Origin of the sequence: Burkholderia seminalis, from assembly GCF_001718535.1 — a bacterium.
Taxonomy (GTDB): Bacteria; Pseudomonadota; Gammaproteobacteria; order Burkholderiales; family Burkholderiaceae; genus Burkholderia; species Burkholderia seminalis.
On sequence record NZ_CP013399.1, the window covers coordinates 742,811 to 769,260 of the forward strand.

At 66.6% G+C, this 26,450-nt stretch carries 20 protein-coding genes and 2 pseudogenes; 16 read left to right on the forward strand and 6 right to left on the reverse strand.

The window, feature by feature from the left end:
* The 4 genes from WJ12_RS19120 to WJ12_RS19135 all read left to right on the forward strand — a co-directional run bounded on the left by WJ12_RS19120 (position 1) and on the right by WJ12_RS19135 (position 5,096).
* Positions 1–873, forward strand: a complete 873-nt coding sequence (locus WJ12_RS19120; RefSeq protein WP_034191992.1) for an NAD(P)-dependent oxidoreductase — start codon at positions 1–3, stop codon at positions 871–873.
* Positions 874–925: 52 nt separating this feature from the next.
* Complete coding sequence (locus WJ12_RS19125; protein ID WP_059562269.1) at positions 926–2,443, forward strand: aldehyde dehydrogenase family protein; 1,518 nt, start codon at positions 926–928, stop codon at positions 2,441–2,443.
* Between the two features lie 48 nt (positions 2,444–2,491).
* The gene (locus WJ12_RS19130; protein ID WP_059562272.1) at positions 2,492–3,826 is read left to right on the forward strand and encodes a DUF3100 domain-containing protein; all 1,335 of its coding nucleotides are present in this window, start codon (positions 2,492–2,494) and stop codon (positions 3,824–3,826) included.
* A gap of 79 nt (positions 3,827–3,905) precedes the next feature.
* The gene (locus WJ12_RS19135) at positions 3,906–5,096 is read left to right on the forward strand and encodes a M20 aminoacylase family protein (protein ID WP_034191989.1); all 1,191 of its coding nucleotides are present in this window, start codon (positions 3,906–3,908) and stop codon (positions 5,094–5,096) included.
* Between the two features lie 146 nt (positions 5,097–5,242).
* Here the strand turns inward: WJ12_RS19135 and WJ12_RS19140 are convergent, their stop codons facing one another.
* The 3 genes from WJ12_RS19140 to WJ12_RS19150 form a co-directional block, all read right to left on the reverse strand.
* Positions 5,243–6,424 (reverse strand): fumarylacetoacetate hydrolase family protein, encoded by a 1,182-nt coding sequence (locus tag WJ12_RS19140; protein WP_059562275.1) that lies wholly within the window; start codon positions 6,422–6,424, stop codon positions 5,243–5,245.
* Positions 6,425–6,474: 50 nt separating this feature from the next.
* Positions 6,475–8,256 carry an IlvD/Edd family dehydratase gene (locus WJ12_RS19145; RefSeq protein WP_034191987.1) on the reverse strand — a complete coding sequence of 594 codons (1,782 nt, stop codon included), beginning with the start codon at positions 8,254–8,256 and terminating at the stop codon, positions 6,475–6,477.
* Between the two features lie 333 nt (positions 8,257–8,589).
* The gene (locus WJ12_RS19150; protein WP_175026878.1) at positions 8,590–9,627 is read right to left on the reverse strand and encodes a LacI family DNA-binding transcriptional regulator; all 1,038 of its coding nucleotides are present in this window, start codon (positions 9,625–9,627) and stop codon (positions 8,590–8,592) included.
* Between the two features lie 294 nt (positions 9,628–9,921).
* Between WJ12_RS19150 and WJ12_RS19155 the strand changes: the two genes are divergently transcribed.
* Positions 9,922–11,268 (forward strand): MFS transporter, encoded by a 1,347-nt coding sequence (locus WJ12_RS19155; RefSeq protein ID WP_034191985.1) that lies wholly within the window; start codon positions 9,922–9,924, stop codon positions 11,266–11,268.
* 279 nt (positions 11,269–11,547) lie between these two features.
* Here the strand turns inward: WJ12_RS19155 and WJ12_RS19160 are convergent, their stop codons facing one another.
* On the reverse strand, positions 11,548–11,940 hold the full coding sequence (locus WJ12_RS19160; RefSeq protein ID WP_034191984.1) for a hypothetical protein: 393 nt from the start codon (positions 11,938–11,940) through the stop codon (positions 11,548–11,550).
* A 696-nt stretch (positions 11,941–12,636) separates the two neighbouring features.
* Here WJ12_RS19160 and WJ12_RS19165 point away from each other — a divergent pair.
* From WJ12_RS19165 to WJ12_RS19215, 11 genes and pseudogenes are all read left to right on the forward strand, one after another.
* On the forward strand, positions 12,637–14,226 hold the full coding sequence (locus tag WJ12_RS19165; protein ID WP_059562279.1) for a methyl-accepting chemotaxis protein: 1,590 nt from the start codon (positions 12,637–12,639) through the stop codon (positions 14,224–14,226).
* A 60-nt stretch (positions 14,227–14,286) separates the two neighbouring features.
* Positions 14,287–14,718 (forward strand): annotated as a pseudogene (locus WJ12_RS36805) (transposase); the annotation flags it as partial.
* 343 nt (positions 14,719–15,061) lie between these two features.
* Positions 15,062–15,739, forward strand: a complete 678-nt coding sequence (locus WJ12_RS19175; protein ID WP_080288031.1) for a GntR family transcriptional regulator — start codon at positions 15,062–15,064, stop codon at positions 15,737–15,739.
* 128 nt (positions 15,740–15,867) lie between these two features.
* A complete protein-coding gene (locus WJ12_RS19180) occupies positions 15,868–16,665 on the forward strand; it encodes an ABC transporter substrate-binding protein (RefSeq protein ID WP_080288030.1) in 798 nt (265 codons plus the stop codon).
* A gap of 85 nt (positions 16,666–16,750) precedes the next feature.
* Positions 16,751–17,449: an ABC transporter permease gene (locus tag WJ12_RS19185; RefSeq protein WP_034191981.1), complete on the forward strand. Its 699-nt coding sequence runs from the start codon at positions 16,751–16,753 to the stop codon at positions 17,447–17,449.
* Positions 17,446–18,186 carry an ABC transporter permease gene (locus WJ12_RS19190; RefSeq protein WP_059562283.1) on the forward strand — a complete coding sequence of 247 codons (741 nt, stop codon included), beginning with the start codon at positions 17,446–17,448 and terminating at the stop codon, positions 18,184–18,186. Before WJ12_RS19185 ends, WJ12_RS19190 begins: the two co-directional genes overlap by 4 nt.
* The gene (locus WJ12_RS19195) at positions 18,183–18,947 is read left to right on the forward strand and encodes an ABC transporter ATP-binding protein (RefSeq protein ID WP_059562286.1); all 765 of its coding nucleotides are present in this window, start codon (positions 18,183–18,185) and stop codon (positions 18,945–18,947) included. Before WJ12_RS19190 ends, WJ12_RS19195 begins: the two co-directional genes overlap by 4 nt.
* Before the next feature lie 79 nt (positions 18,948–19,026).
* Positions 19,027–20,397 carry an aspartate aminotransferase family protein gene (locus WJ12_RS19200; protein WP_059562289.1) on the forward strand — a complete coding sequence of 457 codons (1,371 nt, stop codon included), beginning with the start codon at positions 19,027–19,029 and terminating at the stop codon, positions 20,395–20,397.
* A gap of 14 nt (positions 20,398–20,411) precedes the next feature.
* Entirely contained in the window at positions 20,412–22,001 is a 1,590-nt protein-coding gene (locus WJ12_RS19205) for a gamma-glutamyltransferase family protein (protein ID WP_059562669.1), read from the forward strand.
* 43 nt (positions 22,002–22,044) lie between these two features.
* Positions 22,045–23,013, forward strand: a complete 969-nt coding sequence (gene speB / locus WJ12_RS19210) for an agmatinase (RefSeq protein ID WP_034191977.1) — start codon at positions 22,045–22,047, stop codon at positions 23,011–23,013.
* A 155-nt stretch (positions 23,014–23,168) separates the two neighbouring features.
* Complete coding sequence (locus WJ12_RS19215; protein ID WP_034191976.1) at positions 23,169–24,290, forward strand: porin; 1,122 nt, start codon at positions 23,169–23,171, stop codon at positions 24,288–24,290.
* Between the two features lie 144 nt (positions 24,291–24,434).
* Here the strand turns inward: WJ12_RS19215 and WJ12_RS37195 are convergent.
* Both WJ12_RS37195 and WJ12_RS19220 read right to left on the reverse strand, forming a co-directional pair.
* Positions 24,435–24,626 (reverse strand): annotated as a pseudogene (locus tag WJ12_RS37195) (DUF4262 domain-containing protein); the annotation flags it as partial.
* Positions 24,563–26,416, reverse strand: coding sequence for an ABC transporter ATP-binding protein (locus WJ12_RS19220; RefSeq protein WP_059562292.1), 1,854 nt, complete (start codon positions 26,414–26,416; stop codon positions 24,563–24,565). The pseudogene WJ12_RS37195 and the gene WJ12_RS19220, both read right to left, overlap by 64 nt.
* Positions 26,417–26,450: the final 34 nt, after the last annotated feature.

The following is a 26,450-nucleotide window of genomic DNA, read 5'->3' on the forward strand; positions in this document are numbered from 1 at the left end:
ATGAAAACGGTGGGCGTGATCGGTCTGGGCAACATGGGGCGCGGCATGGCGGGTTCGCTGCGGCGCGGCGGCTACACGGTGCTCGGCTACGACGCGGCGCCCGGCGTGGCGCTCGCGCTGGCCGGGCAGGCGGTGCTGTCGGCGCGCGATTCGGTGGCCGAGATCGCGCGCGATGCCGACGTGCTGCTGCTGTCGCTGCCGACCTCGGCGGTGGTCGAGGCGGTGGTGCTGGGCGCGGGCGGCGTGCTCGAGAACGCCAGGCCGGGCAGCATCGTGATCGATACCACCACGGCCGATCCGGACAGCACGCGGCGCGTGGCGGCGGCCCTGGCCGAGCGCGGCATCGGCTTCGTCGACGGCCCGGTGAGCGGCGGCCCGAAGGGCGCGGCCACCGCCACCATGACCATGGTGCTGGGCGGCTCGGACAGCGACATCGCGGCCATCGAGCCGATCCTCGCGGCGATCAGCGCGAAGCGCGTGCATGTGGGCCCGGTGGGCGCCGGCCACGTCACCAAGCTGCTCAACAATCTGCTGACCGGCGTGCACCTGCTGGCCGCCAGCGAGGCGGTGCGCACCGCGCGCGCGGCCGGCGTCGATCCGGAAAAGCTGGTCGAGGCGCTCAACGGCGGCTCCGGCCGCAACAGCGCGACGCTGACCAACTACCCGACCTGGATCTTCAACGGCAAGTTCGATTCCGGTTTCACCATGAAGCTGATGCGCAAGGACGTGCGGCTCGCGCTGGGCCTGCTCGACCAGTTCGACAGCGTCGCGCCGGTGGCGCGCGAGGCGGCGCGTGTGTGGGCCGCCAGCGAGGTGGCCGTCGCCGACGGCGAGGACTTCAACCGCATCGTCGACTTCGTCGACCCTGCCTGAGGCCGGGCAGCCCGTGCCGCGATCCCGCTCGACCCCTATACGGAAACCTGACATGACCCAGCACGCAGACCAGTTGCTCGCCGCCTTCGCGCATTTCTTCCCCGGTGCCGCCACGATCGGCTCGTATATCGACGGCGAACTCGTCGCCGGCCAGGGCGACACGATCCAGCTTTACGATGCGGCGACGGGCGAGGCCACGCTCGCCTATCGCGACGCCGGCGCGGCCGTGATCGACCATGCCGCCGAAAGCGCGCGCCGCGCGCAGCGCGAATGGTGGGCGCTCACGCATGCCGCGCGCGGTCGCGTGATGCAGGAGGTGGCGCGTGCGATCCGCGCCGAGGCCGAGGCGATCGCGCGGCTGGAGGCGCTGGGCTCGGGCAAGCCGATCCGCGACTGTCGCGGCGAGGTGGCGAAGGTCGCCGAGATGTTCGAGTACTACGCGGGCTGGACCGACAAGTTCTACGGCAGCGTGATCCCGGTGCCGACCTCGCACCTCAACTACACGCGCCGCGAGCCGGCCGGTGTCGTGCTGCAGATCACGCCCTGGAACGCGCCGGTGTTCACCTGCGGCTGGCAAGTGGCGCCCGCGGTGGCGATGGGCAATGGCGTGCTGCTCAAGCCGTCGGAACTGACGCCCTTCACCTCGCTGGCGGTTGCCCGGCTCGGCGAGCGGGCCGGGCTGCCGCGCGGTCTGGTCAACGTGCTGGCCGGTTTCGGTCACACCGTCGGGCAGGCCGCGATCGCGCATCGCGTGGTGAGCAAGGTGGTGTTCGTCGGCTCGCCGGCCACCGGCGCGCGCATCGCCGAGGCCGCCGCGCGCCGTGTGCTGCCCTGCGTGCTGGAACTGGGCGGCAAGTCGGCCAATATCGTGTTCGCCGATGCCGACCTCAAGCGCGCCGCGCTGACCGCGCAGGCGGCGATATTCGCCGGCGCGGGCCAGAGTTGCGTGGCCGGCTCTCGCCTGCTGGTGCAGCGCGCCGTCTACGACGAATTCGTTGCGATGGTGGCTGCCGGCGCGAAGAAGATCCGTGTCGGCGCGCCGCTCGACGACGCGACCGAGGTGGGCCCGATCAACAATCGCAAGCAGTACGACCATGTGATGTCGATGATCGCGCGCGGCGTGGCGGCGGGCGCCACGCTCGCCAGCGGCTCGGCCGAGCGCGTCGAGGCGGGTCGCGGCGGCTACTTCGTGGCGCCCACCGTGCTGGCCGGCGTGTCGAACGCGATGGAGGTGGCGCGCACCGAGATCTTCGGGCCGGTGGTGGCCGCCATCCCGTTCGACACCGAGGACGAGGCGATCGCGATCGCCAACGACACCGACTTCGGCCTGGCCGGCGCGGCCTGGACCACCGACGTGGCGCGCGCGCATCGCGTGGCCGCGCAGGTGAATGCCGGCACCTTCTGGGTCAACGGCTACAAGACCATCAACGTGGCCTCCCCGTTCGGCGGCTACGGCATGAGCGGCTACGGCCGCTCGAGCGGGGTCGAGGCGCTCTACGAATACACGCAGACCAAGAGCGTGTGGGTCGAGACGGCCGAAGCGCCGCCCACCGCGTTCGGTTATCTGTAACTACCGGCCCGCATTCGACGGCAGCCGGGCTTCAAGGGGAGATTCGTCATGGAACACGCACTGGGTATCGAACGCCGCGAGCTGGGCGGCGCGGCCACCGCCAAGGTCCTGCTTTACGCGGCCGGCATCCTGCTGATCGCCGAATGGATCGGCTCGTTCACGTTCAAGCTCGGACCGGGCAAGGTCGTGCTGCTGCCGATGATCTGGGCGCTGCTGCTCGGCGCCGCGGTGGGGCTGGCCAGTGCGCGCTGGAACAGCAGCGCGCGCCTGAGCGTGCCGGACCAGTTCTTCGCGGCCGCGATCCTGCAGCCGGCGCTGCTGCTGTTCGTCTCCAAGCTCGGGCTGATGGTGGGCAGCGCGCTGCCCAAGCTGGCTTCGGCGGGGTGGGCGCTGGCCTTCCAGGAATTCGGCCACTTCGTCGGCACCATCCTGCTCGGCCTGCCGCTCGCATTGCTGCTCGGCATCAAGCGCGAAGCGATCGGCGCGACCTTCTCGGTGGGCCGCGAGCCGAGCCTGGCGATCATCGGCGAGAAGTACGGCATGGATTCGGCCGAGGGCCGCGGCGTGCTGGCCGAGTACCTGACCGGCACCGTGTTCGGTGCGGTGTTCATCGCCGTGTTCGCGGGTTTCGTGAGCAGCCTCGGCATCTTCGATCCGCTTGCGCTGGCGATGGGCTCGGGCGTCGGCTCGGGCAGCATGATGGCGGCCGCCTCGGGCGCGATCGCCGCGCAGCAGGACCCGGAGACGGCGAAATCGGTGCTCGCCTTCGCCGCGGCCAGCAACCTGATCACCACCACCATCGGTACCTACTTCACGCTGTTCATCTCGCTGCCGCTCGCGGTCTGGGGCTATCGCGTGCTGGAGCCGCTGATCGGCCGCACCACCAAGGCTTCGGCACCGCCCGAGGCGGCCAGCCCGTCGCTGGGCGAAGTGCGGACCGAGGCGCCCGCGCTCGGCTACGGCGGCAAGCTGCTCGCCTGGATCGTGACGGCCGCGATGGCGCTGGTGTGCGACTGGATCGCGCACGGCACCACACCGCTGGTGGGACTGCCGGGAATGGCGATCATGGTGTGCGCGACGATCGTCGGCGATGCGCTGGCGCGCGTGACGGGGCGACGGATTCCGGCCGTCTGCTGGGTATCGGTGGTGGCGATGTTCCTGACCTCGCCGTGGTGCCCGTGGGCTTCGCAGATCGCCGCGCTCGGCTCGCACAACGATTTCCTCGGGGTGACCACGCCGATGCTGGTGTTCGCGGGGCTGTCGATCGCCAAGGACATCCCGGCCTTCCGCCGGCTCGGCTGGCGTATCGTGCTGGTGTCCTTCGTGGCGAATGCCGGCACCTTCATCGGCGCGACCCTGGTGGCGCAGCTGTTCCATATCTGATGCCTCGCGGCGTGGCGGCGGGCGCCATGGACCAGCCCGCCGCCACGCCGCGACGACCGACAAGCACGTACCCATCTGCATGAAATTGATCGATTCCATCGTCGCGCATACTGACGAACTCACGGCGATACGCCGCGACATCCATGCCCATCCCGAGGTGGGCTACGACGTGTTCCGCACCGCCGAACTCGTCGCCGAGCGGCTCGAGCAATGGGGTTATGCCGTCACGCGCGGTGTCGGCCGCACCGGCGTGGTCGGCACCTTGAAGCGCGGCGGCAGCGCGCGCGCGATCGGCCTGCGCGCCGACATGGATGCGCTGCCCGTGCAGGAGGCCAACACCTTCGCGCATCGTTCGACGGTGCCCGGCGCGATGCATGCCTGCGGCCACGACGGGCACACCGCCATGCTACTGGGGGCCGCGCGCCATCTGGCGCGGCATGGCGAGTTCGACGGCACCGTGCAGCTGTTTTTCCAGCCGGCCGAGGAGGCGGGCGGCGGCGCGCGCGCGATGATCGAGGACGGCCTGTTCGAGCGTTTCCCGGTGGATGCCGTGTTCGGGCTGCACAACTGGCCCGGCATCGCGGCGGGCGATTTCGCGGTGCGGCCGGGGCCGCTGATGGCCTCGACCAGCCTGTTCCGGATCAACTTGCGCGGTGCCGGCTGCCACGCGGCCATGCCGCACCTGGGCCGCGATCCGGTGTTCGCGGCGGGGCAGGTGCTGAGCGCGCTGCAGGGAATCGTCACGCGCAACCGAAATCCGGTCGACGGCGCGGTGCTGTCGGTCACCCAGGTGCATGCGGGCGAGGCGATGAACGTGGTGCCGACCGACGCCTGGCTCGGCGGCACGGTGCGGACCTTCTCCGATGCGACGCTCGACCTGATCGAAACGCGCATGCGCGCCGTGGTGGCTGCGACGGCCGCGGCCTTCGATTGCGAAAGCGAGGTGGATTTCCAGCGCCAGTATCCGGCTACCGTGAACGATGCCGAGCAGACGGCGGTGGCGGTGGCGGTGATGCGTGAACTGGTGGGCGACGCGCATGTGAACGCCGCCGTCGATCCGACCATGGCGGCGGAGGATTTCTCGTTCATGCTGCGCGAGAAGCCGGGTTGTTATGCATTCCTCGGGAATGGCGCGGGCGATCATCGCGTGCATGGGCACGGCGGCGGGCCTTGCCTGCTGCATAACGCCAGTTACGACTTCAACGATGCGTTGCTGCCGGTGGGGGCGAGTTATTTCGTGAGGTTGGTGGAGCGGGTCCTGGGGCGGTAGGGACGCGGTGCTGACTTGTCGGGGCCGACCGCGACCGGGCGCCGCGCACCGAGGTGGCGGGGCCGCGGTCTTGCCGTTGCCCCGCTGCCCGTCGATCGGGTTCGCGTACGCTTTCGCGCGGTCGCGCGCCGTCGAGTTTCGCTGCGTCAGGCGCCGAGCAGGCCGCGTGCGGCCAGATTGGCGTACAGGGCGCGCACGCCGAAGGTCCAGGGGGCAATCGTCGTGCAAAGCTGTACGGTATTGACGAGTGCGCCGAGCGTGGGCGTCGAGATGGTGACGCGATCGCCCAGGTGATGCGTGAACCCGCCGCCGGGCGCGTCGCGGTCCTGAATCGGCGAGAACATCGTGCCCAGGAACAGCATGAAGCCGTCCGGATACTGGTGATGCGCGCCGCAGGTTTGCGCGACGAGGTCGGCAGGGTCGCGGCTGATCTCGCGCATGTGGCTGATGCCGTCGAGGACGAAACCGTCGTCCGCGCCTTCGACGCGCAGCGACACGCTGGCCTGCCGCACGCTGTCCAGCGTGAAGCCGTCGTCGAACAGCCGCACGAACGGGCCGATCGCGCACGAGCCGTTGTTGTCCTTGCACTTGCCAAGCAACAGCGCCGAGCGGCCTTCGATGTCGCGCAGGTTCACGTCGTTGCCGAGCGTGGCGCCGACCGGCGCGCCGGCGCTGCTGACCGCGAGCACGATCTCGGGCTCCGGGTTGTTCCACACCGACACGGGCAGCAGGCCCACCTCCGCGCCGAAGCCCACCGCGGACATCGGCTGCGATTTGGAGAACACCTCGGCGTCCGGGCCGATTCCGACTTCCATGTATGGCGACCACGCGCCGCGGCGCTCGAGTTCGGCCTTCAGGCGCAGGGCGGCTTCCGAACCGGGAACGATCCTCGACAGATCGGTGCCGATGGTCGCGGCCAGGGTGTCGCGCACGTCCCGCGCCTTGGCCGGATCGCCGCCGGCTTGTTCCTCGATGACGCGTTCGATCAGGCTGACGGCGAAGGTGACGCCGCAAGCCTTGATGGCCTGCACGTCGCACGGTGCGAGCAGGTGCGTGGCGCCGGACGTGCCGTCCAGTGCCGCCTGCAGCAGCGGCTCGACGCGGCCCAGCGATTCGCCGGGGGCCGCGCGCGCGATGGCGACTGCGTCGGGGCAGTCGAACAGGTCCGCGGTGGTCGGCACGGTGCGCGTGATGTCGAACATCTCGCCGCCGCGCACGGCAACGACGCTCGGGCCCGCGTGGGCGCCATCGTGCCGCCAGACGCGGCCGATCAGCAGCGCGTGTGCGAGGTCGTGCGGCAGGCAGTCGGAAACGGAAAGTGTACGCATGGTCAGCTCGGTGGGAGTCGTAGACGGTTGGATCGGCGGGATCAACGAGATCAGTGGGAGTGGCGCGGGTTACCGCGCTGCTCGATGACCTTCAGGTACAGCGTGGCCGGTTCGAGGCAGCCGCCGGTGGACAACTGGCCCACGAACCGGCGATAGAGTTCCTGCCAGGGCGTCTGCGCCTGCGGTACGGTGAAGCGAGCAGTTTCGCGGCGGCGTGCGAGTTCCTCTTCGTCGACGAGCACGTCGACGCTGCGGCGATTCAGATCCACGCGGACGCGGTCGTTCGTGCGCAGCAGGGCCAGGCCACCGCCGACCGCAGCCTCCGGCGACACGTTCAGGATCGACGGGCTGGCCGACGTGCCGCTCTGGCGTCCGTCGCCCAGGCATGGCAGCGACGTCACGCCGCGCTTCACGAGGTCGGCAGGCGGGGCCATGTTCACGACTTCCGAACTGCCCGGATAGCCGACCGTACCGCAGCCCCGGATCACCAGGATGCAGCGCTCGTCGATGTTCAGCTGCGGGTCGTTGATGCGGGCGTGATAGTCCTCGGGGCCGTCGAAGACGATCGCGCGTGCCTCGAAGGTGTTCTCCGCGCCCGGCTCGGCAAGGTAGGTTTGACGGAAGGCTTCGCCGATCACCGACATCTTCATGATGGCGCTGTCGAAGAAATTGCCTGACAGCACCATGAAGCCGGCGCCGTGTTTGAGCGGCGCTTCGGGCGTACGGATCACGTCGCGATCGGCGTCCTGCGCCGCGTCGGCGATCTCGCCGATCGCGCGGCCGGACACGGTCAGGCAGTCGCGCCGCAGCAGACCGGCCGAATCGAGCTGGCGCAGCACGGCGGGCACGCCGCCGGCGCGATGGAAGCTCTCCCCCAGGTATTCGCCGGCCGGCATGCAGTTGACAAGCAGCGGCACGGATTCGCCGAAGCGCTGCCAGTCATCGAGGCTCAGTTCCACGCCCATATGCCGCGCAATCGCGATCAGGTGTGGCGGGCAGTTGGTCGATGCGCCGAGCGCGGAGGCGACCACGATGGCATTCTCGAACGCCGCGCGCGTCATGATCCGCGACGGGCGCAGATCTTCGCGCACGAGCTCGACGGCGCGCTTGCCGGTGGCGTAAGCCATCTGACCGCGTTCGCGATAGGCGGCGGGGATGCTCGCACACCCCGGCAGCGACATGCCGAGCGCCTCGGCCAGGCTATTCATCGACAGCGCCGTACCCATGGTATTGCAGTGGCCGATCGACGGCGACGATGCGGTGGTCAGCTGCATGAAGCCTTCGTAGTCGATATCGCCGGCAGCCAGCAGATTGCGGGCGTGCCAGATCACGGTGCCCGATCCGACCCGCTTGCCTGCGTGCCAGCCATCGAGCATCGGTCCGCCCGACAGGACGATCGCGGGCATGTCCACGGTGGCCGCCGCCATCAGGCAGGCGGGCGTGGTCTTGTCGCATCCGGTCGTGAGGACCACGCCGTCCAGCGGAAAGCCATGCAGTACTTCCACGAGCCCCAGGTAGGCGAGGTTGCGGTCGAGCGCGGCGGTGGGCCGGCGGCTCTGCTCGGCCAGCGGATGGACGGGGAACTCCATCGGAATGCCGCCCGCGTCGCGGATGCCTGCCTTGGTGCGTTCGGCCAGCTCGAGGTGGTGGCGGTTGCACGGCGCCAGGTCACTGCCCGTCTGCGCGATGCCGATGACGGGACGTCCCGACTGCAGCTCCTCGCGCGTGAGCCCATAGTTCATGAAGCGCTCGACATAGAGCGCGGTCATGTCCGCATGCGCGGGGTCGTCGAACCACTCCTGGCTGCGCAGACGGCGAGGGGCTTGGGTCATGGCAGGCTGTCTCCGAAGGATTTGCTTGGTTTTGCGTGCCGGATAGTTACCGGTAACATGACGTCGATGTTAGCACGGGGTTTTCGCGTTGCGTAAGGGGATTCTCGAGCGAATGATGCAGGCAATGGAGATCGTGCGACGCACGGGCGCGGGTTTCCGGGGCGGTGAATGGCGTGCGCCGATACGCGTCGATCCTCGCAAGCGCTGCTCTCCGATGCGGCGCAGGTGCGCGTGATCGGCAGGGTGTGTATGCGGTCTCGCACGTCGCACTACCGCCGCGCCTCGATACGCAGCTGTTCCCGCACGAGCCGGCCAGCCTGTGCTTTCGGCCAGTTACGCGCTTTCCCGTGCGACGATCGTGTAGTCGATCCGGATGCGTTGCGACGCGCTCCGCTCGCCGCCATCGCGAGCTTGCAATGCGGCCAGCAACGCTTCGCCCGTGCGCAGGCCGATGCCGTACGCGTCGACCGACACCGTGGTAATGCTCGGGTGGCAGCATGCGGCCACCTCGAAGTTCCCGAAGCCGGCCACGGCCATGTCCGCGGGCACGGACAGCCCGCGCCGATGGCATTCCATGATTGCACCGAACGCCGACATGTCGCTCACGCACATCACCGCGTCGGTGTCGGGCCACGTCTCCAGCAGGGCGGCCATCGCAGGCCCACCGTGGCTCATGGTGATCGGTGATTCGCCGAGCCGCACGATGCGCGGCTCACCGAGTCCCAGCGCCTTGATCTCCGCCTGATACCCCTTGAGCCGGTCCAGGCCGCGGCGATCCAGTTCGCTGGCGCCGCCGAGAAAACCGATGCGCTGGTAGCCGCGCTCCGCCAGATGCCGCACCATCGCACGCGCGGCCCGCACGTTGGAGAAGCCCACGGCGGTGTCGATGGGATGCGTGGGCAGGTCCCACATTTCGACGACGGGAATGGCCGAGCGTTGCAGCACCTGGCGCGTCGCATCGGTGTGCTGCGCACCGGTCAGCGCGATGCAGCGCGGCTGGTGACGCAGCATGGAGCGCACCAGCCGTTCTTCACGTTCCAGGTCGTAGTCGGTGTCGCCGAGCAGCAGTTGCAGACCATGCGGTTCGAGCGCATCGGTGAGGCCGCGCACGGTGTCGGAGAAGTTGGAACTCGACAGCGACGGCACGAGCACCGCGACGAACGCCGAGCGCCCCGACGACAGCGCACCCGCGGCCGCGTCGGCCACGTAGCCGAGCTGGTCGATGGCCTTGCAGACCCGCGCGCGCGTTTCGGCAGCCACGCTGTGGCCGGCGAGCACGCGCGACACCGTCATCTTCGATACGCCGGCCAGGCGCGCTACGTCGGACATGCGGGGCGGTCCGGCAGGCCGGACGGCGGTGGGGCTGGGCATCGGAATGGCGATCCGGGAGAGAAATCAGTCAAGGCTACATCATACCGGTGCGAAATACCGTGCAGGCCGCCGGCGTCCGTTGCGACCGTGGCTCCACTAGGGAAACTCCCCGTTCACCAGCACTTGAACTCGCCTGTCCCGACATGCTAACTTGGTTATGTTACCGGTATCAGATCGCCGATGGTTCCCGTTGCCGCGTCGGCGTTTTTTTTGCGACGAATTGTTATCGGTAACATCCACGCATCATCGAACTCGCAGGTACGAAGAAGACCTACACAATCAGGAGACAAACCGATGCCGTCCATTACGCAGACCGCTGTCGCACCGGCCGCGGCCGCCTCTTCGGAAGACGCCCTATATCGCAAGGTCATGCGGCGCGTTCTGCCATTGCTGCTGCTGTGCTACGTCGTGGCGTACCTGGACCGCGTCAACGTGGGCTTCGCCAAGCTGCAGATGCTCGACGACCTGAGCCTGAGCGATGGCGTCTACGCGTTCGGCGCCAGCATATTCTTCTGGGGCTACTTTCTGTTCGAGATACCCAGCAACCTGCTGCTGCACCGCTACGGCGCGCGCTTCTGGATTGCGCGGATCATGATCACCTGGGGCATCGTGTCGTCGTCGATGGCCTTCATCGTGCCGCTTGCGCAGTTCTTCCACGTGCAGACGTCCACGATGTTCTACACGTTGCGCTTCCTGCTGGGCCTGTGCGAAGCCGGCTTTTTCCCCGGCGTGATCCTGTACATGAACTACTGGTTTCCGGCGCGCCGCCAGAGCGTGGCCATGTCCGGCTTTCTGGTGGCGATCCCGCTGAGCCTGACGCTCGGCAGTGTGGTGTCCGGCTGGCTGATGGAGCAGACGCATGGCCTGGCGGGCATGAGCGGCTGGCAATGGATGCTGCTGCTGGAAGGGCTGCCGTCGATCGTGGTGGCGTTCATCGTGCTGGCCTGCCTCGGCGACGGCCCGCAGTCGGCGAAGTGGTTGTCCGCCGACGAAAAGGCCGTGCTGTCGCGCAACCTCGAATCCGAGGCCGCGCACAAGTCGCACAGCATCGGCGCCGCGCTGCGCAGCCCGCGCGTCTGGCTGCTGACCTTCATCCTGCTCACCTTCAATACCGGCTTCTACGGACTGGCGTTCTGGCTGCCGTCGATCATTCGCGCGTCGGGCGTGCAGAGCCCGCTGCATATCGGTCTGCTTACCGCCATTCCGTATCTGACGGCGATCTTCGCGATGGTGTGGAATGCATCGCACTCGCGCAAGACCGGCGAACGCCGCCTGCACGCGGCGATTCCCGCGCTGATCGGCGGCGTCGGCCTGATCATGAGCGCGGCGTGCGCGCAGCACGTGGCGTTGTCGATACTGTTCCTGACCATCGCCACCTGCGGCATTCTGGCGCTGATGCCGATTTACTGGACCTTCCCCGGCCAGATCCTGTCCGGCACGGCCGCGGCCGCGGGCATTGCGCTGATTAACTCGGTGGGCAACCTGTCCGGCTTCACGGGCTCGATGATTACCGGCATCGCCAAGGAAATGACCGGCAACATCAACAACGGCACCTATGCGCTGGGCACCTGCCTGCTGGTCAGCTGCGTGCTGATCGCGCTGATTCCGCGTGCCATCCTGCAGCCGCCGGCCAGGCTGTAGGTACTTCGCGGACAGTCTCGTACGCGGTCGTCGCGGCGAGCCTGATCGCGCGATCGATCGCCTTGTCAAGCGTGTGCCGGGTGAGCAGATCGATGATCGGTGTGCCAACCACGCTGACGAGCACGGGATGCCGCGGCAATCCGACGAGCAGACAATGCCCGAGCGTTTCCACGACGGTTCCCGTGCCTTGAATGATTCGGCCCCCCTCAGGCCGCATTCCGTGGCGTGAGACCTGCAAGTCGGGATGAACGGGAGTCGCCGCTGGTTCGCCGGACGAAATCAGTCGCCACATTGGCGACCATGCAGCCCGAGGTGCAACTGGACCAGCCACGCACGGCGGCAGTCGTCGGCGATCAGCACGTTGACGCCGGGGTTTTCGCTCAAGTCGATCTTGTGCTCCGCCACGGCGGCATCGAACGCTCGCAGTGCCCACCGCCGCAGCAGCATCATCACCAGAAGCGCCACGGTGAAGGTGCCGCCCTGATAGAGCAACGCGGGTGCACCGCTTTCGGGCACGCCGAACAGCAGGCCGACGCTCAGGCAGGGGAGGCTGGCCATGCCCGTCGAAACCGAGAAGAGCACGATGTTTGCGCGCGGCGCCGCTGCGGTGCCGGGTTTCATGACGCGCAGGTTCTCCGCGGGATAGACGTGATCGTCATGCTGAGCGTGCATGGCTTACCCGACACTGACATGATCCGCAATCTTCAACCAAGGCCGATACCGCGGGGGAAGTGCTCGCGGATGCTTGCATGAAGCACGCGCGCCATCGTGATGACGGCGGCCGCGATCATCCCGCGGGCCTTGCCGCCGTTCGCATTCGGCTTCGGCTTCGGCTTCGGCGCGACGCGCGCGGGGCGGCTGCCTGCCGAGCCCGCCTTCCGCGAGGCACGAGCGCCGTGTCTCCGTCGATTCGCTGTTTCCGGGTGAGTAAGTAACGAGTAAGTCGATCGATCCTAGAGTCGGCTCCGTTGCCCCTCCACTTCGAGAAACAACCGTGAAATGAACTCTTTGCCGCAAGCGTCCACTGTTGCTGGCTTTCATATCGGCCGTTCTGTATTCGGGCGCAGCGTGGGCGAACAGCGCCGCGACTGAGGCAAAGAGCCAACACGGCGGTTTTGGCGGCACGTGAACGAACGTGGTGTCACGAGACTTACGCCTTTCCGTCATAAAAAATTTTTTAATGCGTCGCCAACGTTTGCGAATGCCAAACGAGCTCCGTCGCACTTCAGCGCCCGACCGTGCCGCCGTAAAGCAGATACAGGCGCGTTCTCGTGAGCCTGTCGCAATTGCCGCGCGCACCTTTCAATTATCCAACATCGCAAGGACTGCTCTTTATCGTCCGGCCTTGTTGCCCCTGGAGTAGAAGACATGAATCTGAACAACCTGCCGGTCAAGACGAAGCTCTCCGGAGCGTTCGGGATACTGGCAGTCATCGTGCTGGTCGTCTCCGGACTGTCCCTCAAGGAATTGAACGAGGCCAACAGCCGCTTCGCCGGATATATCGGCGGCGTCAATGCACGTGCCGACTTGGCCGAAGCCGTACGTACCGCAGTCGACGATCGGGCGATGGCAGTGCGCAACCTCGTATTGGTGACGACACCGGCCGACGTCGAACTGGAAAAAGCCGCCGTGATCGACGCCGAACGACGCGTCGAGTCCAACCTCGAGAAGTTCAATGCAATGGTGGCCAGCGCTTCCGACCTAAGCGACAAGGGGCGCAGTCTGGCGGCTGAACTCCCGCGGATCGAAGCGCTCTACCGCCCGGTGGCCTTGGACATCGACCGGTTGGCAGTGAGCAACCAGCGTGATGCAGCGATCGCTGAAATCAATACGAAATGCAGACCGCTGCTGTCGGCGCTGATCAAGGCGTCCAACGACTATGCGGACTTCACGCGTCAGCACGCAGCGCAGATGGTGCAGGAGGCGGGCGAACAGTTTTCGACCCAACGAGCCGTGCTGATCATCATCTGTTTTGTCGCGGTTGCAATCGCAGTGCTGGCCGGCGTCGTCATTACACGGGGTGTGTTGCGTGCGCTTGGTGCCGAGCCTGCCGCTCTGGGCAAGGTGGCCCAACGCGTGGCCGGCGGAGATCTGGGCCCGGTACCCGGTGCGCAAGCCGCGCCCGCGGGCAGCGTGCTCGCGTCGATGGGTGAGATGCAGGCGAGCCTCGTGCGCCTGATTGGTCAAGTCCGCACGTCAGCGGACGGCATCGCCACCGGTTCGAGCCAGATTGCGTCGGGTAACGTCGATCTTTCCGCGCGCACCGAGCAGCAGGCGGCTTCCCTGCAAGAAACGGCCGCGAGCATGGAGGAACTCACGTCGACCGTCAGGCAGAATGCCGAGAACGCGCAGCAGGCAAGCTCACTTTCTGCCAAAGCGTCGGAAGTGGCAGGGCGCGGCAATCATGTCGTCAGCCGCGTGGTCGACACGATGGGCGATATCAGCGCAAGTTCCAGCAAGATTGCCGAGATCACGGGGATCATCGAGGGCATTGCTTTCCAGACGAATATCCTCGCGCTCAATGCCGCGGTGGAGGCGGCCCGCGCGGGCGAGCAGGGGCGTGGGTTCGCCGTGGTCGCAAGCGAGGTGCGCAGTCTCGCGCAGCGATCGTCCATCGCCGCGAAGGAGATCAAGGATCTGATCAATGCATCCGTGCAGAAGATCCAGGACGGCTCGTCCCTTGCGAGTGAAGCGGGAAAAACGATGACCGAGGTCACGCAGTCGGTCGCTCGCGTCACCGACATCATGAGCGAAATCGCCGCGGCATCGACCGAACAAAGCCGGGGTATCGAGCAAGTCAATCAGGCCATCACACAGATGGACGATGTCACGCAGCAGAACTCCGCGCTGGTGGAGGAAGCGGCCGCGGCGTCGAAATCACTGGAAGACCAAGGGCGACAGCTGAACCATGCAGTGTCGTTCTTCCGGCTGGATGCGAACCAGCAGGCATGGGTCTGAGACGTTTCTCGTAGTCATTCGGCAAGCGAGTTCTCTTTTCCCGGAGGCAAGGAGAACTCGATGAAGAAGCGGTTGACCGACGAGCAGATCGTCCGGACTCCGCGCGTGGCCGAGAGTCGGGACGAACCCATGAAGGATCCGGGCAAGCGCCACGACATCTCGGAACAGACGTTCGAGCGCTGGCGCAACCGGTTCGGCGGCGTGGATGTGGCCGATGCCGACCGGCTCAAGGGGCCGGGAGTCGGAGCGCGAGCGGCTCGGACGTTTGATCGCTGCAATGGCTGGTCATCGACGGCCTGAAGAAATGCAGCCGAAAAAACGAGTCATCCAACGGGACGGCGCGACGCGCTGGAAGCCCTGACCCGGCGGTGGCCACGCCGTCGTCGTTGCGACTGCAACATTCGCCTGCCTGGTGCGACACAAGCCGATCCGGTATGGCGCTACGGCTTTGCGCGCGACCCGTTGGCGGACGGGCGTGCGTTGAATATTCTCGTGCGCGACCCCGCGCATCGACGACACCGCGATTCGATCTTGTACGCGTGGTCGATCATTCATTAGATCGTTTGAGCGAATCAGCAAACTTTGCCGGGCGGCAACACATGCGCGATCGAATCTCGAGCCGCCGGATCGGCGCGGCTCGCGGGGATGTGACCGGATACGCGCGTTGCGATTGCCAACGGGTAAACCCGTATCGTCGGTTATTTTTGGCGTCGTATATTGCAGCCACGGATACAAATATCCAGTATTACAAAATACTTTCCGATTGGGGCGATGGTGATTCCCCGGCGGATGGATCGACGCACGCTCAGCCAGCGTAGCGACATAGGGCAATGACATGAACATGGACGGACAGACACCCTCGCCATATCCGCAATTTCCCGCGACGGCGGAAGAGGAAGCCTACGCGTACGTGCTCTACCGGATCCGGATGGGGACGTACAAGGCGGGCGATCGCTTGATTCCGGAGGACATCGCCGCCGACATCAATACGAGCCGCATGCCGGTGCGAGAAGCGTTTCGCAGGCTCGCCAGCGAAGGGTTGGTCGTGATCCGGCCGAATCGCGGCGCGGTCGTGCGGGGGCTCGACGTCGACGAGATGGAAGTGGTATTCGGCATGCGCGGCGTGCTGGAGGGGCTGGCGGCGCGCATGGCGCTGCCGAACATCACGCCGCAGCATGTCGACGAGTTGACGCGCCTGATCGATGCGATGGAGCGCGCCGAGCCGGACGGCCAGCAGTGGGTGACCGTGCATCGCAGCTTTCACGAGTATCTGTGCCAGCTGTGCGGCCGCCAGCGCCTGATTACGCAGATTGCCGGGCTGCATACGATGGTGGAACCGCACATGCGCTTGTGGCTCGAGCTGGCGTACAAGCCGAAGACGTCGCGCGACGACCACATGTCGCTGATCGAGGCGATCCGGTGCGGCGATCCTGTCGCGCTCGAGGCGGCGGTACGCGAGCACATCGAAGCGACCGTGCCGGCATTGCGCGACTGGATGACGGGCGGCGACTGACGGAACGCGGCGAGGCGGTCGCCGACGCCTCGTGCTTATCGATAAGGCATCCGAAATAATCGTCAGACGAGAGACCTGCAACACGACCACGCAGTCATTTCCACCGAAACACGTTACGGAGTATCGACATGAAACGACACATGATGAGATTCCTGATGCTCGCCGCCGTCATGCTGGCGGCCGCGCAGGCCCAGGCGAAAGAGTGGAAGGACATCCGGATCGGCTACGAAGGCGCTTATCCGCCGTTTTCGTCGATGCAGCCGGACGGCACGCCGGTGGGTTTCGACATCGACGTGATCCATGCACTGTGTGCGCAGATGCACGCCCGTTGCACGTTGGTGCAGATCGGCTGGGACGGCCTGCTTCCCGCATTGATGGCCGACAAGGTCGACGCGATCGTCGCGTCGGTCGCGATCACCGCCGAGCGCAAGCAGAAGGTCGCCTTCACCGACAAGTACTACAACACGCCGCGCCGGCTGGTCGTCGCGAAAAACAGCCCCGTCAAGGACGCGACGCCGGCGGAGTTGAAGGGCAAGCGCGTCGGCGTTCAACGCGGCACGCTGGCCGACAAGTACGCGAGCGCGTATTGGGTGCAGAACGGCGTGCAGCTGGTGCGCTACCCGACCCAGGACGAGGTCTACCTCGACCTGCGCTCGGGCCGCATCGATGCCGCGCTGCAGGACGCGACCGCCGCGTATTCGGCATTTCTGACGAAACCGGAAGGCGCGAACTTCAAGTTCGTCGGCACGCCGATCGTCGGTACGACGCCCGAGCAGAAGGCGTTGCTCGGCGAGGGTTACGGCATCCCGGTGCGCAAGACCGACGACGATCTCCGGCAGCAACTGAACCAGGCGATCACGGCCATTCGCGCCAATGGCGTGTATCAGTCCATCGAGAAGAAGTACTTCGATTTCGACATCTACTGATCGCGTGTCGATCGGCGCCGCGCCGACGCGCATGGATGCGCCGGCATGGCCGATATGAACCCCGAGCGCGCTGGAAAGGAGCGTTATGTCCGAATTGCAGCAATACCTGCCGGCGCTGTTGCGCGGCGCCGAGGTGACGATCGTGCTCGCCGTGTTGTCCGTCGCGCTCGCCGTGTGCATCGGCATCGCGGGCGCGATGGCCAAGCTGTCGGGCTCGCGTGTGCTGGTGTCCGCCGCCACCGCGTATACCACGCTGATTCGCGGCGTGCCGGAATTCGTGATGATGCTGTTGGTGTTTTATGGCGGCCAGATTCTACTGAACCAGCTGTCGGCCGCGTTCGGCTTGCATGCGCCCGACGTCGACGCGTTCGCCACCGCCGTGCTGACGATCGGCTTCATTTTCGGCGCGTACTACACGGAGACGTTCCGTGGCGCGATGCTCGGCGTGCCGCGCGGCCAGATGGAGGCGGCGCGCGCATACGGATTCTCGGGATGGCTCGCCTTTCGACGCATCCTGTTGCCGCAGATGGCGCGGCTCGCGTTGCCCGCCGCCGTGAACAACTGGCTGGTGCTGCTCAAGACGACGGCGATCGCGTCGCTGATCGGCCTGCACGACGTGATGTTCATCTCCGACCAGGCCGGCCGCACGACCCAGGCGCCGATGACGTTCTACCTGGCCGCCTGCGCGGTGTATCTGCTGGTGACGTCGGGATCGACGGCATGCCTGGCGCGTGCCCGCGTGCGCCTGAACCGCGGCATGCGCGAGGGGAGGCTGCACGGATGAGCCATGAACAATGGATCGCGCTGCTCGGCGCGTACGCCGGCGGGCTGTGGATCACCGTGCAGTTGACCGTGGGCTCGCTGGCCCTCGGGTTGCTGCTCGCGATTCCGCTGGCCGTGTTGCGCGTGTCGCCGAACCGCGTCGTGCACGGCCCGGTGGCGGTCTACACGTGGTTCATGCGCGGCACGCCTCTGCTCGCGCAACTGATGCTCGTGTATTACGGATTCGGTCAGTTCCAGTGGGTCCAGGACGCGTGGCAGCGCGGCAATCCGCTGTTGTTGCCGCTGCGTGACCCTTTCGGGTGCGCGCTGATCGCGCTGACCGCGAACACCTGCGCGTATACCGTGGAAATCCTGGCCGGAGCGATTCGCACCACCGCGTACGGCGAAATCGAAGCGGCGCAAGCCTACGGGATGTCGCGCGCGACCGCGTGGCGCCGCATCGTGCTGCCGTCGGCGCTGCGCCGGTTCCTGCCCGCCTACGGCAACGAAATCATCCTGTTGCTGCACGGCACATCGCTCGTCAGCGCGATCACGCTGATCGACCTGACGGGCGCCGCGCGGGATGCCTACGCGAATTACTACGCGCCGTTCGAGGCGTTCATTTCCGTCGGCACCGTCTATTTCGCGTTGACGGGGCTCGTCGCGCTGCTGATCCGGACCGCCGAGCGGCGCCTGCTCGTCCACCTGCGGCCGCTGCCGCTTTCCACGCTTGCTCAATCGCGGAGCCACGCCACATGAATGCACTGTCTGTCGACAATCTCCACAAACGCTACGGCGACAACGAGGTCCTGAAGGGCGTCTCGCTCGCAGCGAACCCGGGCGACGTGATCAGCGTGATCGGTTCGTCTGGATCGGGCAAGAGCACGCTGCTTCGATGCATCAATTTTCTGGAATCGCCTTCGTCGGGCCGCGTGTCGCTGGGCGGCGGGGAAGTGCGGACGTCGGTCGACCGCAACGGCCGGATCAGGATTTCGGATCCCGTGCAGTTGCGCCGGATGCGGACGCGGCTCGCGATGGTGTTCCAGCATTTCAATCTGTGGGCACACATGACGGTGCTGCAGAACGTGGTCGAAGCGCCGCTGCACGTCCTGAAGCTCGGCCGCGCGGAGGCGCGCGAGCGGGCGGAGCGCTATCTCCAGCAGGTGGGCATGACGCATTTCGCCGATGCGTACCCGGCCCATCTGTCCGGCGGCCAGCAGCAGCGCGTCGCGATCGCACGCGCGCTTGCGATGGAGCCGGACGCGCTGCTGTTCGACGAGCCGACGTCGGCGCTCGATCCGGAGCTGGTCGGCGACGTGCTCAAGGTGATGCGCGATCTCGCCGGCGAAGGCCGCACGATGATCGTCGTCACGCATGAGATGGGCTTCGCGCGCGAGGTATCGAACCACGTCATGTTCCTGCACCAGGGTGTTGTGGAGGAAGAGGGCCATCCGCGCGACATATTGAGGATGCCGAAGAGCGGACGGTTGCAGAAATTCCTGTCCGGCGGGCTCAAATAGCGGGACTCGACGGCCAGTTCCGGCCGGTTCCGCACACGCAAGACACGACCATGGAAGAGACGAAACCAGGAAGGTACCCATGCACATGCTGAAGCAGAATGACATCGATTACGTCCTTCATCCGTATACGAACCTGAGCCGCCATCGCGATGTCGGGCCGATGGTGATCGAGCGTGGCGAGGGCGTTTATGTATACGACACGGAAGGAAACCGCTATATCGAAGCGCTGAGCGGCCTGTTCTGCGCATCGCTGGGATTCAGCGAACAACGGCTGGCCGATGCAGCCGACCGGCAGATGCGCAAGCTGCCGTTCTATCACGCGTTCGGCCACAAATCGTCGGAGCCGTCGATCCTGCTGGCCGAGAAACTGATCGCGATGGCGCCCGTGCCGATGTCGAAGGTGTTTTTCGCGAACTCCGGTTCCGAAGCCAACGACACCGCGGTAAAGCTGATCTGGTACTACAACAACGCGCTCGGGCGGCCGCTGAAGAAGAAGATCATCGCGCGCACGCGGGCGTACCACGGCGTGACGATCGCGTCGGCGAGCCTGACCGGCCTGCCGAACAACCATCGCGACTTCGACCTGCCGATCGATCGCATCCTGCATACGGACTGCCCGCACTACTATCGTCATGCGCTGCCGGGCGAATCGGAGGAGCAGTTCGCGACGCGCTGCGCCGATTCGCTCGAGCAACTGATTCTTCGCGAAGGGCCCGAGACGATCGCCGCGTTCTTTGCCGAGCCGGTCATGGCGTCGGGCGGCGTGATCGTCCCGCCGGCCACCTATATGGAAAAGATCCAGCGCGTGCTGAAACGGTACGACATCCTGCTCGTGGCCGACGAGGTCATCTGCGGTTTCGGTCGGACCGGCAACATGTTCGGCTCGGAAACGTTCGGCATGCAGCCCGACATGATCGTCGTCGCCAAGCAGCTGTCGGCCGGCTACCTCCCCATCTCGGCGCTGATGGTCAACGAGGGGATCTATCGCGCGCTCGTGGCCGAAAGCGAGAAGATCGGCACCTTCGGCCACGGCTTCACGTACAGCGGCCACCCCGTTTGCGCGGCCGTCGCGCTCGAGACGCTGCGCATCTACGACGAGGACGGCGTGCTCGACCACGTGCGCGACGTCATCCCGCATTTCCAGCAGCGCGTGGCCGATCTCGCCGCGCATCCGCTCGTGGGCGAGGCACGCGGGTCCGGGCTGCTCGCGGCCGTCGAGCTGGTCGCCGACAAGGCGACGAAAGCGCCGTTCCCGCCCGCCGAAGGCGTGGCGATCCATGCGGGCGAGCGGGCGCTGACGTACGGCGTGATCACGCGGGCGCTGGGCGATACGTTCAATTTCTGCCCGCCGTTGATCATCACGCACGACGAAATCGACCAGTTGTTCGACGCGTCGAAACAGGCGCTCGACGACACACTCGCATGGCGCCGGTCGCTGGCCGCACGCTGAATCGGGAGAACACCATGAGGAATTTCGAACAACCGGGCCGCTCGCTGGTGATGTCGACCGGCGCGATGGCCGCGACGTCGCATCCCGCGTCGACGCTGGCCGCCATCCGGATCCTGGAATCGGGCGGCAATGCGATGGACGCGGCCATTGCCGCGTGCGCGGTGCAGTGCGTCGTCGAGCCGGGCTCGACCGGCATCGGCGGCGACTGCTTCGCGCTTTATTCGCGCGGCGGCGGCGACGATATCGTCGGCTTCAACGGGTCGGGCTGGGCGCCGGCCGCTGCGAGCGTCGAGCGGCTGAGCGCGCTCGGCATCACGTCGATCGAGCGGCACTCGCCGCACGCGGTGACGGTGCCCGGCGCGGTCGACGCGTGGGCGACGCTCGCGCGCGACCACGGCACGCTGCCGCTTTCCGCGCTGCTTGCGCCGGCGATCCGGCTCGCCCGCGACGGCTATGCGGTCGCGCCGCGCGCGGCCGCGGACTGGGCCCATCAGGCGCAGTTGCTGTCGCTGGACGACACGAGCCGCGCGCAGATGCTGGTTGCCGGCCATGCGCCGCGCGCGGGCAGCGTGCATCGGCAGCCGCTGCTCGCGCGCACGCTCGACGCGATCGCGCAAGGGGGCCCGCGCGTGTTCTACGAAGGCGCGGTCGCCGAGGACATCGTGGCTCGCCTGCGTAGCATGGGCGGCCTGCATACGATGGAGGACTTCGCGGCGTTCCGTGGCGAATACGTGACGCCGATCACCGCGCGTTTTCGCGGCTACGACGTGCACGAGTGTCCGCCGAACGGACAGGGCGTCATCGCGCTGCTGATGCTGAAGCTGCTCGAAGGATTCGACGCGAACGACGATCCGCTCGGCGCCGAGCGCCTGCACCGGGAGATCGACGCCGCGCGCGTCGCGTATGCGTTGCGCGACGTGCTGCTCGCGGATCCGCGCTACCGGCCGCTGGATGTCGATACGCTGTTGTCCGAGGCGTCGGTCGAGTCGCTGCGCACGCGCATCGCGGCGCTGCATGCCCTCGGCGCGCCGGTCGCGGCGCCGGTGGAGCACAAGGATACGGTCTACATCTGCGTGGTCGACAAGGACCGCAACTGCGCGAGCTTCATCAATTCGCTGTTTCATCCGTTCGGCAGCGGCATCATGTCCGCGCAAACGGGCGTGATGCTGCACAACCGCGGCCAGAGCTTCACGCTCGAAGCGGGCCACCCGAACGCGATCGCACCGCACGCGAGGCCGATGCATACGATCATCCCCGGCATGGTGACCCGCGACGGCAAGGTGCAGATCACGTTCGGCGTGATGGGTGGCCACTACCAGGCGATGGGACATGCGCACTTCCTGTCGAAGGTGCTCGACTACGATCTGGACCTGCAGACGGCGATCGACCTGCCGCGCATCTTTCCGCGGCCGGGTACCGATCAAGTGGAGGTCGAATGCACGATGCCCGCGGCGGTGCGCGAAGCGCTCACGCGACGCGGCTTCAACCTCGTCGCGCCGAACTGGGCGATCGGCGGCGCGCAGGCGATCCGGATCGACTGGGAGGCCGGCACGCTGATCGGCGCGTCCGACCATCGCAAGGACGGCTGCGCGCTGGGCATCTGACCCGGGCGTCCGCATTGTCGGCACACGAAACAAGGATGACATCATGCAGAAGCAGTCGGTCGTACGTGGAGACGGCGCGATCCGCCGCGAGTCGCCATACGGTTCGTCGAAGGAGAATACCTATGCGGGCGTGGTGTCGTTCATGCGGCGTCTGTATACGAAGGAACTGGCCGGCGTCGATCTCGCCGTGACGGGCGTGCCGCTCGATATCGCGACGACCAACCGTCCGGGCGCGCGGCTCGGCCCGCGCGCGATCCGCGCGGCGAGCAGCCAGCTCGGCGTGCTGCTGCCGTATCCGTGGGGGATCAATCCGTTCGACGACTATGCGGTAATCGACTACGGCGACTGCTGGCTCGACGTACACAATCCGTCGACCGTCAAGGAGACGATCGTCGCGCATGCGCGCACGATACTCGACGCCGGTGCACGGATGCTGACGCTCGGCGGCGATCACTACATCAGTTATCCGCTGCTCGTCGCTCATGCGGAAAAATACGGCCGGCCGCTTTCGCTGATCCATTTCGATGCGCACTGCGATACCTGGCCGGACGATCGGCCGGACAGCCTCAATCACGGGTCGATGTTCTACAAGGCGATCAAGGACGGCCTGATCGATCCTGCCCACTCGGTGCAGATCGGTATCCGGACGTGGAACGACGATTTCATGGGCGTGTCGGTGCTCGACGCGGCGTGGGTGCATGAGCACGGCGTGAACGCGACCATTGCCCGAATCGTCGAGATCGTCGGCGCGCGGCCGACCTATTTCACCTTCGACGTCGACGGGCTCGATCCGGCGTTCGCGCCCGGCACGGGTACGCCCGTGCCGGGCGGCCTGTCGAGCGCGCAGGCGCTGTCGATCATCCGCGGGCTCACGTCGGTCGACCTGGTCGGCGCGGACGTGGTCGAGGTCGCGCCCGCCTACGATCACGCTGACATTACCGCGCTGGCCGCCGCGCACGTGGCGAGCGAGCTGGTCTGCCTGTTCAGGCACCGCGCTCGCGCGGCGCGGTAAGGCCTGGGCGCGCCGGCGATTCGCGTCGCCGGTGCGGCCCGGGAAAAACGGCATCGATTTCGGTCGTATCAATTCGGTATCCGAATTGAATGACGAATGAAGCCAAAAACATGTCAATAGATGGATCAACCACGCAACGACAGGAGAGCACGGCAATGAAATGGATCGCATCGACCACACTTGCATGCGCGGCCGGTATGTGCGGCAGTGCATTTGCGCAAAGCTCGGTCACGCTGTACGGCGTCATCGACGAATCGATTCAGTACACGCACAACACCGGCGGCGCCAGCAACCAGGTCAAGCTGCAATCGGGACAGATGTCGGTCAGCCAGTGGGGGCTGAAAGGCACGGAGGATCTGGGCGGCGGCTTGAGCGCGCTGTTCAACCTGCAGAACGGTTTCAACGTGAACAGCGGCAAGATGAGCGGCGGCCTGCTGTTCGGACGCAAGGCGTTCGTCGGGCTGTCGGGCGGATTCGGTACGGTGACGGCCGGCCGCCAGCAGGATACGTTGCAGGACCTGGTGTTGCCGGTGCAGGGGAACAATTTCCTCGAGTACTTCACGGCGCCCGGCGACGTCGACAATGCAGACGGCTCGGTCCGCAACAGCAATGCGGTCAAATGGGTGAGCCCGTCGTGGGGCGGCCTGCAGGTGGCCGCGATGTACGGGTTCGGCGGCGTGGCGGGCTCGGTCGGCTCCGGGCAGGCGTACAACGCCGCGATGTCGTACACGGCCGGGCCGGTGACCGTCGCGGCCGGCTATGCGCATCTGGACAACGGTAACGCGGTGCTGTCGACGCGTGGCGCAAGCAGCGCCGATACGATCTTCCTGTCGCCGGTCAACAATGCATATGCGACGGCGAGTGCGGTGAATATCGCGCGGGCCGGCGTGAGCTACGTGCTCGGTGCCTTCACGCTGGGCGGCCACTATAGCTATGCCGAATACCTGCGCGACGGGCATTCGACGTTCGGGGCGGCCGAGCGCTACAACAACGGCTCGGTGTTCGTCGCATGGCAGGCTTCGCCGGCACTGTTGTTCGAGACGGGTTACAACTATCTGAAATCGCACGGCGATTCGTCGGCCACCTACCAGCAGGTCACGCTCGCGGCCGACTACGCGATCAGCAAGCGTACCGATCTCTATGCAACGATGAGCTACGGGCACGCGTCGGGCAGCAACGGCGCGGGCCCGGCGCAGGCGGTGATTGCGGACGCGTATGTCGATGGCGGCAAGGCCACCCAGGAGCTTGCGATCGTCGGGATTCGCCACCGTTTCTGACACGCAAGCGGCGCGCGTCATGACAGTGGCACGCTCGTGGCCGCTGTCGTGACGCACGAGGTGCAGGGGAGACGGCGTTTGGCAAGCGGCCATCCGGTTTGCGTCCCCCGGTACATCGTGGGCGATGCGCACCGGCAACGAGAACACGATGATTTCCGGGAAACCGTGGTCGACCCACAACCCGGTCGTGAACGAGAAACCCGGTTCGTCGCCTTCGGCGAGCACTTCCGTGCAAAACCATCCGTGCCGCCACGTTGCCGCGGCATCCCCGCCTACCGCTCCGCGCCTTCCGCTTCCGCCGTTTCGCCGAGGAACCCGCCGCTCTGGTGCGCCCACAGCGCCGCATAGATACCGCCCGCGTTCAGCAGCTGCTGGTGCGTGCCTTCCTCGACGATGCGCCCTTCGTCGAGCACGATCAGCCGGTCCATGGCCGCGATCGTCGACAGCCGGTGCGCGATCGCGATCACCGTCTTGCCGCTCATCAGCGTGTCGAGGCTGCGCTGGATCGCGACTTCGACCTCTGAATCGAGTGCGCTGGTCGCCTCGTCGAGCACGAGGATCGGCGCATCCTTGAGCATCACGCGCGCGATCGCGACGCGCTGCCGCTGGCCGCCCGACAGCTTCACGCCGCGCTCGCCGACCTCGACGTCGTAGCCGCTGCGCCCGTGGCGGTCGCGCAGCCGGTCGATGAACTCGGACGCTTCCGCCCGCACGGCGGCCTCCTGCATCTCGCGCTCGGTCGCGTCGGGCCGCCCGTACAGCAGGTTCTCGCGCATCGTCCGGTGCAGCAGCGACGTATCCTGCGTGACCATCCCGATCGCGCTGCGCAGGCTGTCCTGCGTCACGTGCGCGATGTCCTGGCCGTCGATCCGGATCGTGCCGCCGCCGACGTCGTAGAAGCGCAGCAGCAGGTTCACGAGCGTCGACTTGCCGGCGCCCGAGCGGCCGATCAGGCCGATCCGTTCGCCCGGCCTGATCGTCAGGTTCAGCCCGTCGAATACCGTGCGGTCGTTGTCCTCGTGCGCGAACTGCACGTTGTCGAATACGATTTCACCGCGTTGCACCGCGAGCGGCCGCGCATCGGGCGCGTCGACCACGCTGCGCACCTTCGTCAGCGTGTTGATGCCATCCTGGATCGTGCCGACGTTCTCGAACAGCTCGGTCATTTCCCACATGATCCAGTGCGAATAGCTCGACAGTCGCAGTGCCATCGCGATCACGGCCGCGACGACGCCCGCGCTCGCCTCGCCGTGCATCCACAGAGCGAGCGCGAGCCCGGCCGAGCCCACCAGCAGCAGCGTCGACAGCAGGTGATTGACGATCTCGAACGCGCTGACAAGCCGCATCTGCGCGTCGCCGGTCGCCTTGAACGCCTCCATCGCGCGCCGGGCATGGTCGGCTTCCCGCCGGGTGTGCGAGAACAGCTTCACGGTGGTGATGTTCGAATACGCGTCGGTGATGCGGCCCGTCATCAGCGCGCGCGCGTCGGCCTGCCGGCTGCCGACGGCGCCCAGGCGCGGCACGAAATACGCGCACGCGGCGCCGTAGCCGAGCGCCCACAGCACGAGCGGAATCATCAGCCGCCAGTCGAAGCTGGCCGCCAGCACGAGGATACCGATCAGGTAGGCGGTCACGCCGATCACGACGTCGACCGACATGAACAGCGCGTCGCGCACCGCGAGCGCGGTCTGCATGATCTTGGTCGTCACGCGGCCCGCGAATTCATTGGCGTAGAACGACAGGCTCTGGTCGAGCATCAGCCGGTGAAACAGCCAGCGCAGCCGCATCGGGAAGTTGATCGCCAGCACCTGGTGCTTGACCATCGTGTGCAGCGCGATCAGCAGCGTGCTGCCGGCGAGGATCGCCGCGAAGCCGGCGAGCGCGCCGAAGTGGCGGCCGCCGAATTCCGCCGGTGTCGACGTCGACAGCCAGTCGACCACGTGCCCCATCATCGCGAACAGCGCGGCTTCGTATGCGGCGAGCGCGGCCGACGTCAGCGCGATCAGCAGGATCCAGCCGCGCGCGCCTTTCGTGCACGCCCAGACGAACGAGAAGAATCCCTTCGGCGGCGTGACGGGATCTTCGAGCGGGAAAGTCGGCGGGCGACGTTCGAACCACGAATACATTGAAACTCCTCCTTGTAGCGGCCGCGCGGGGCGG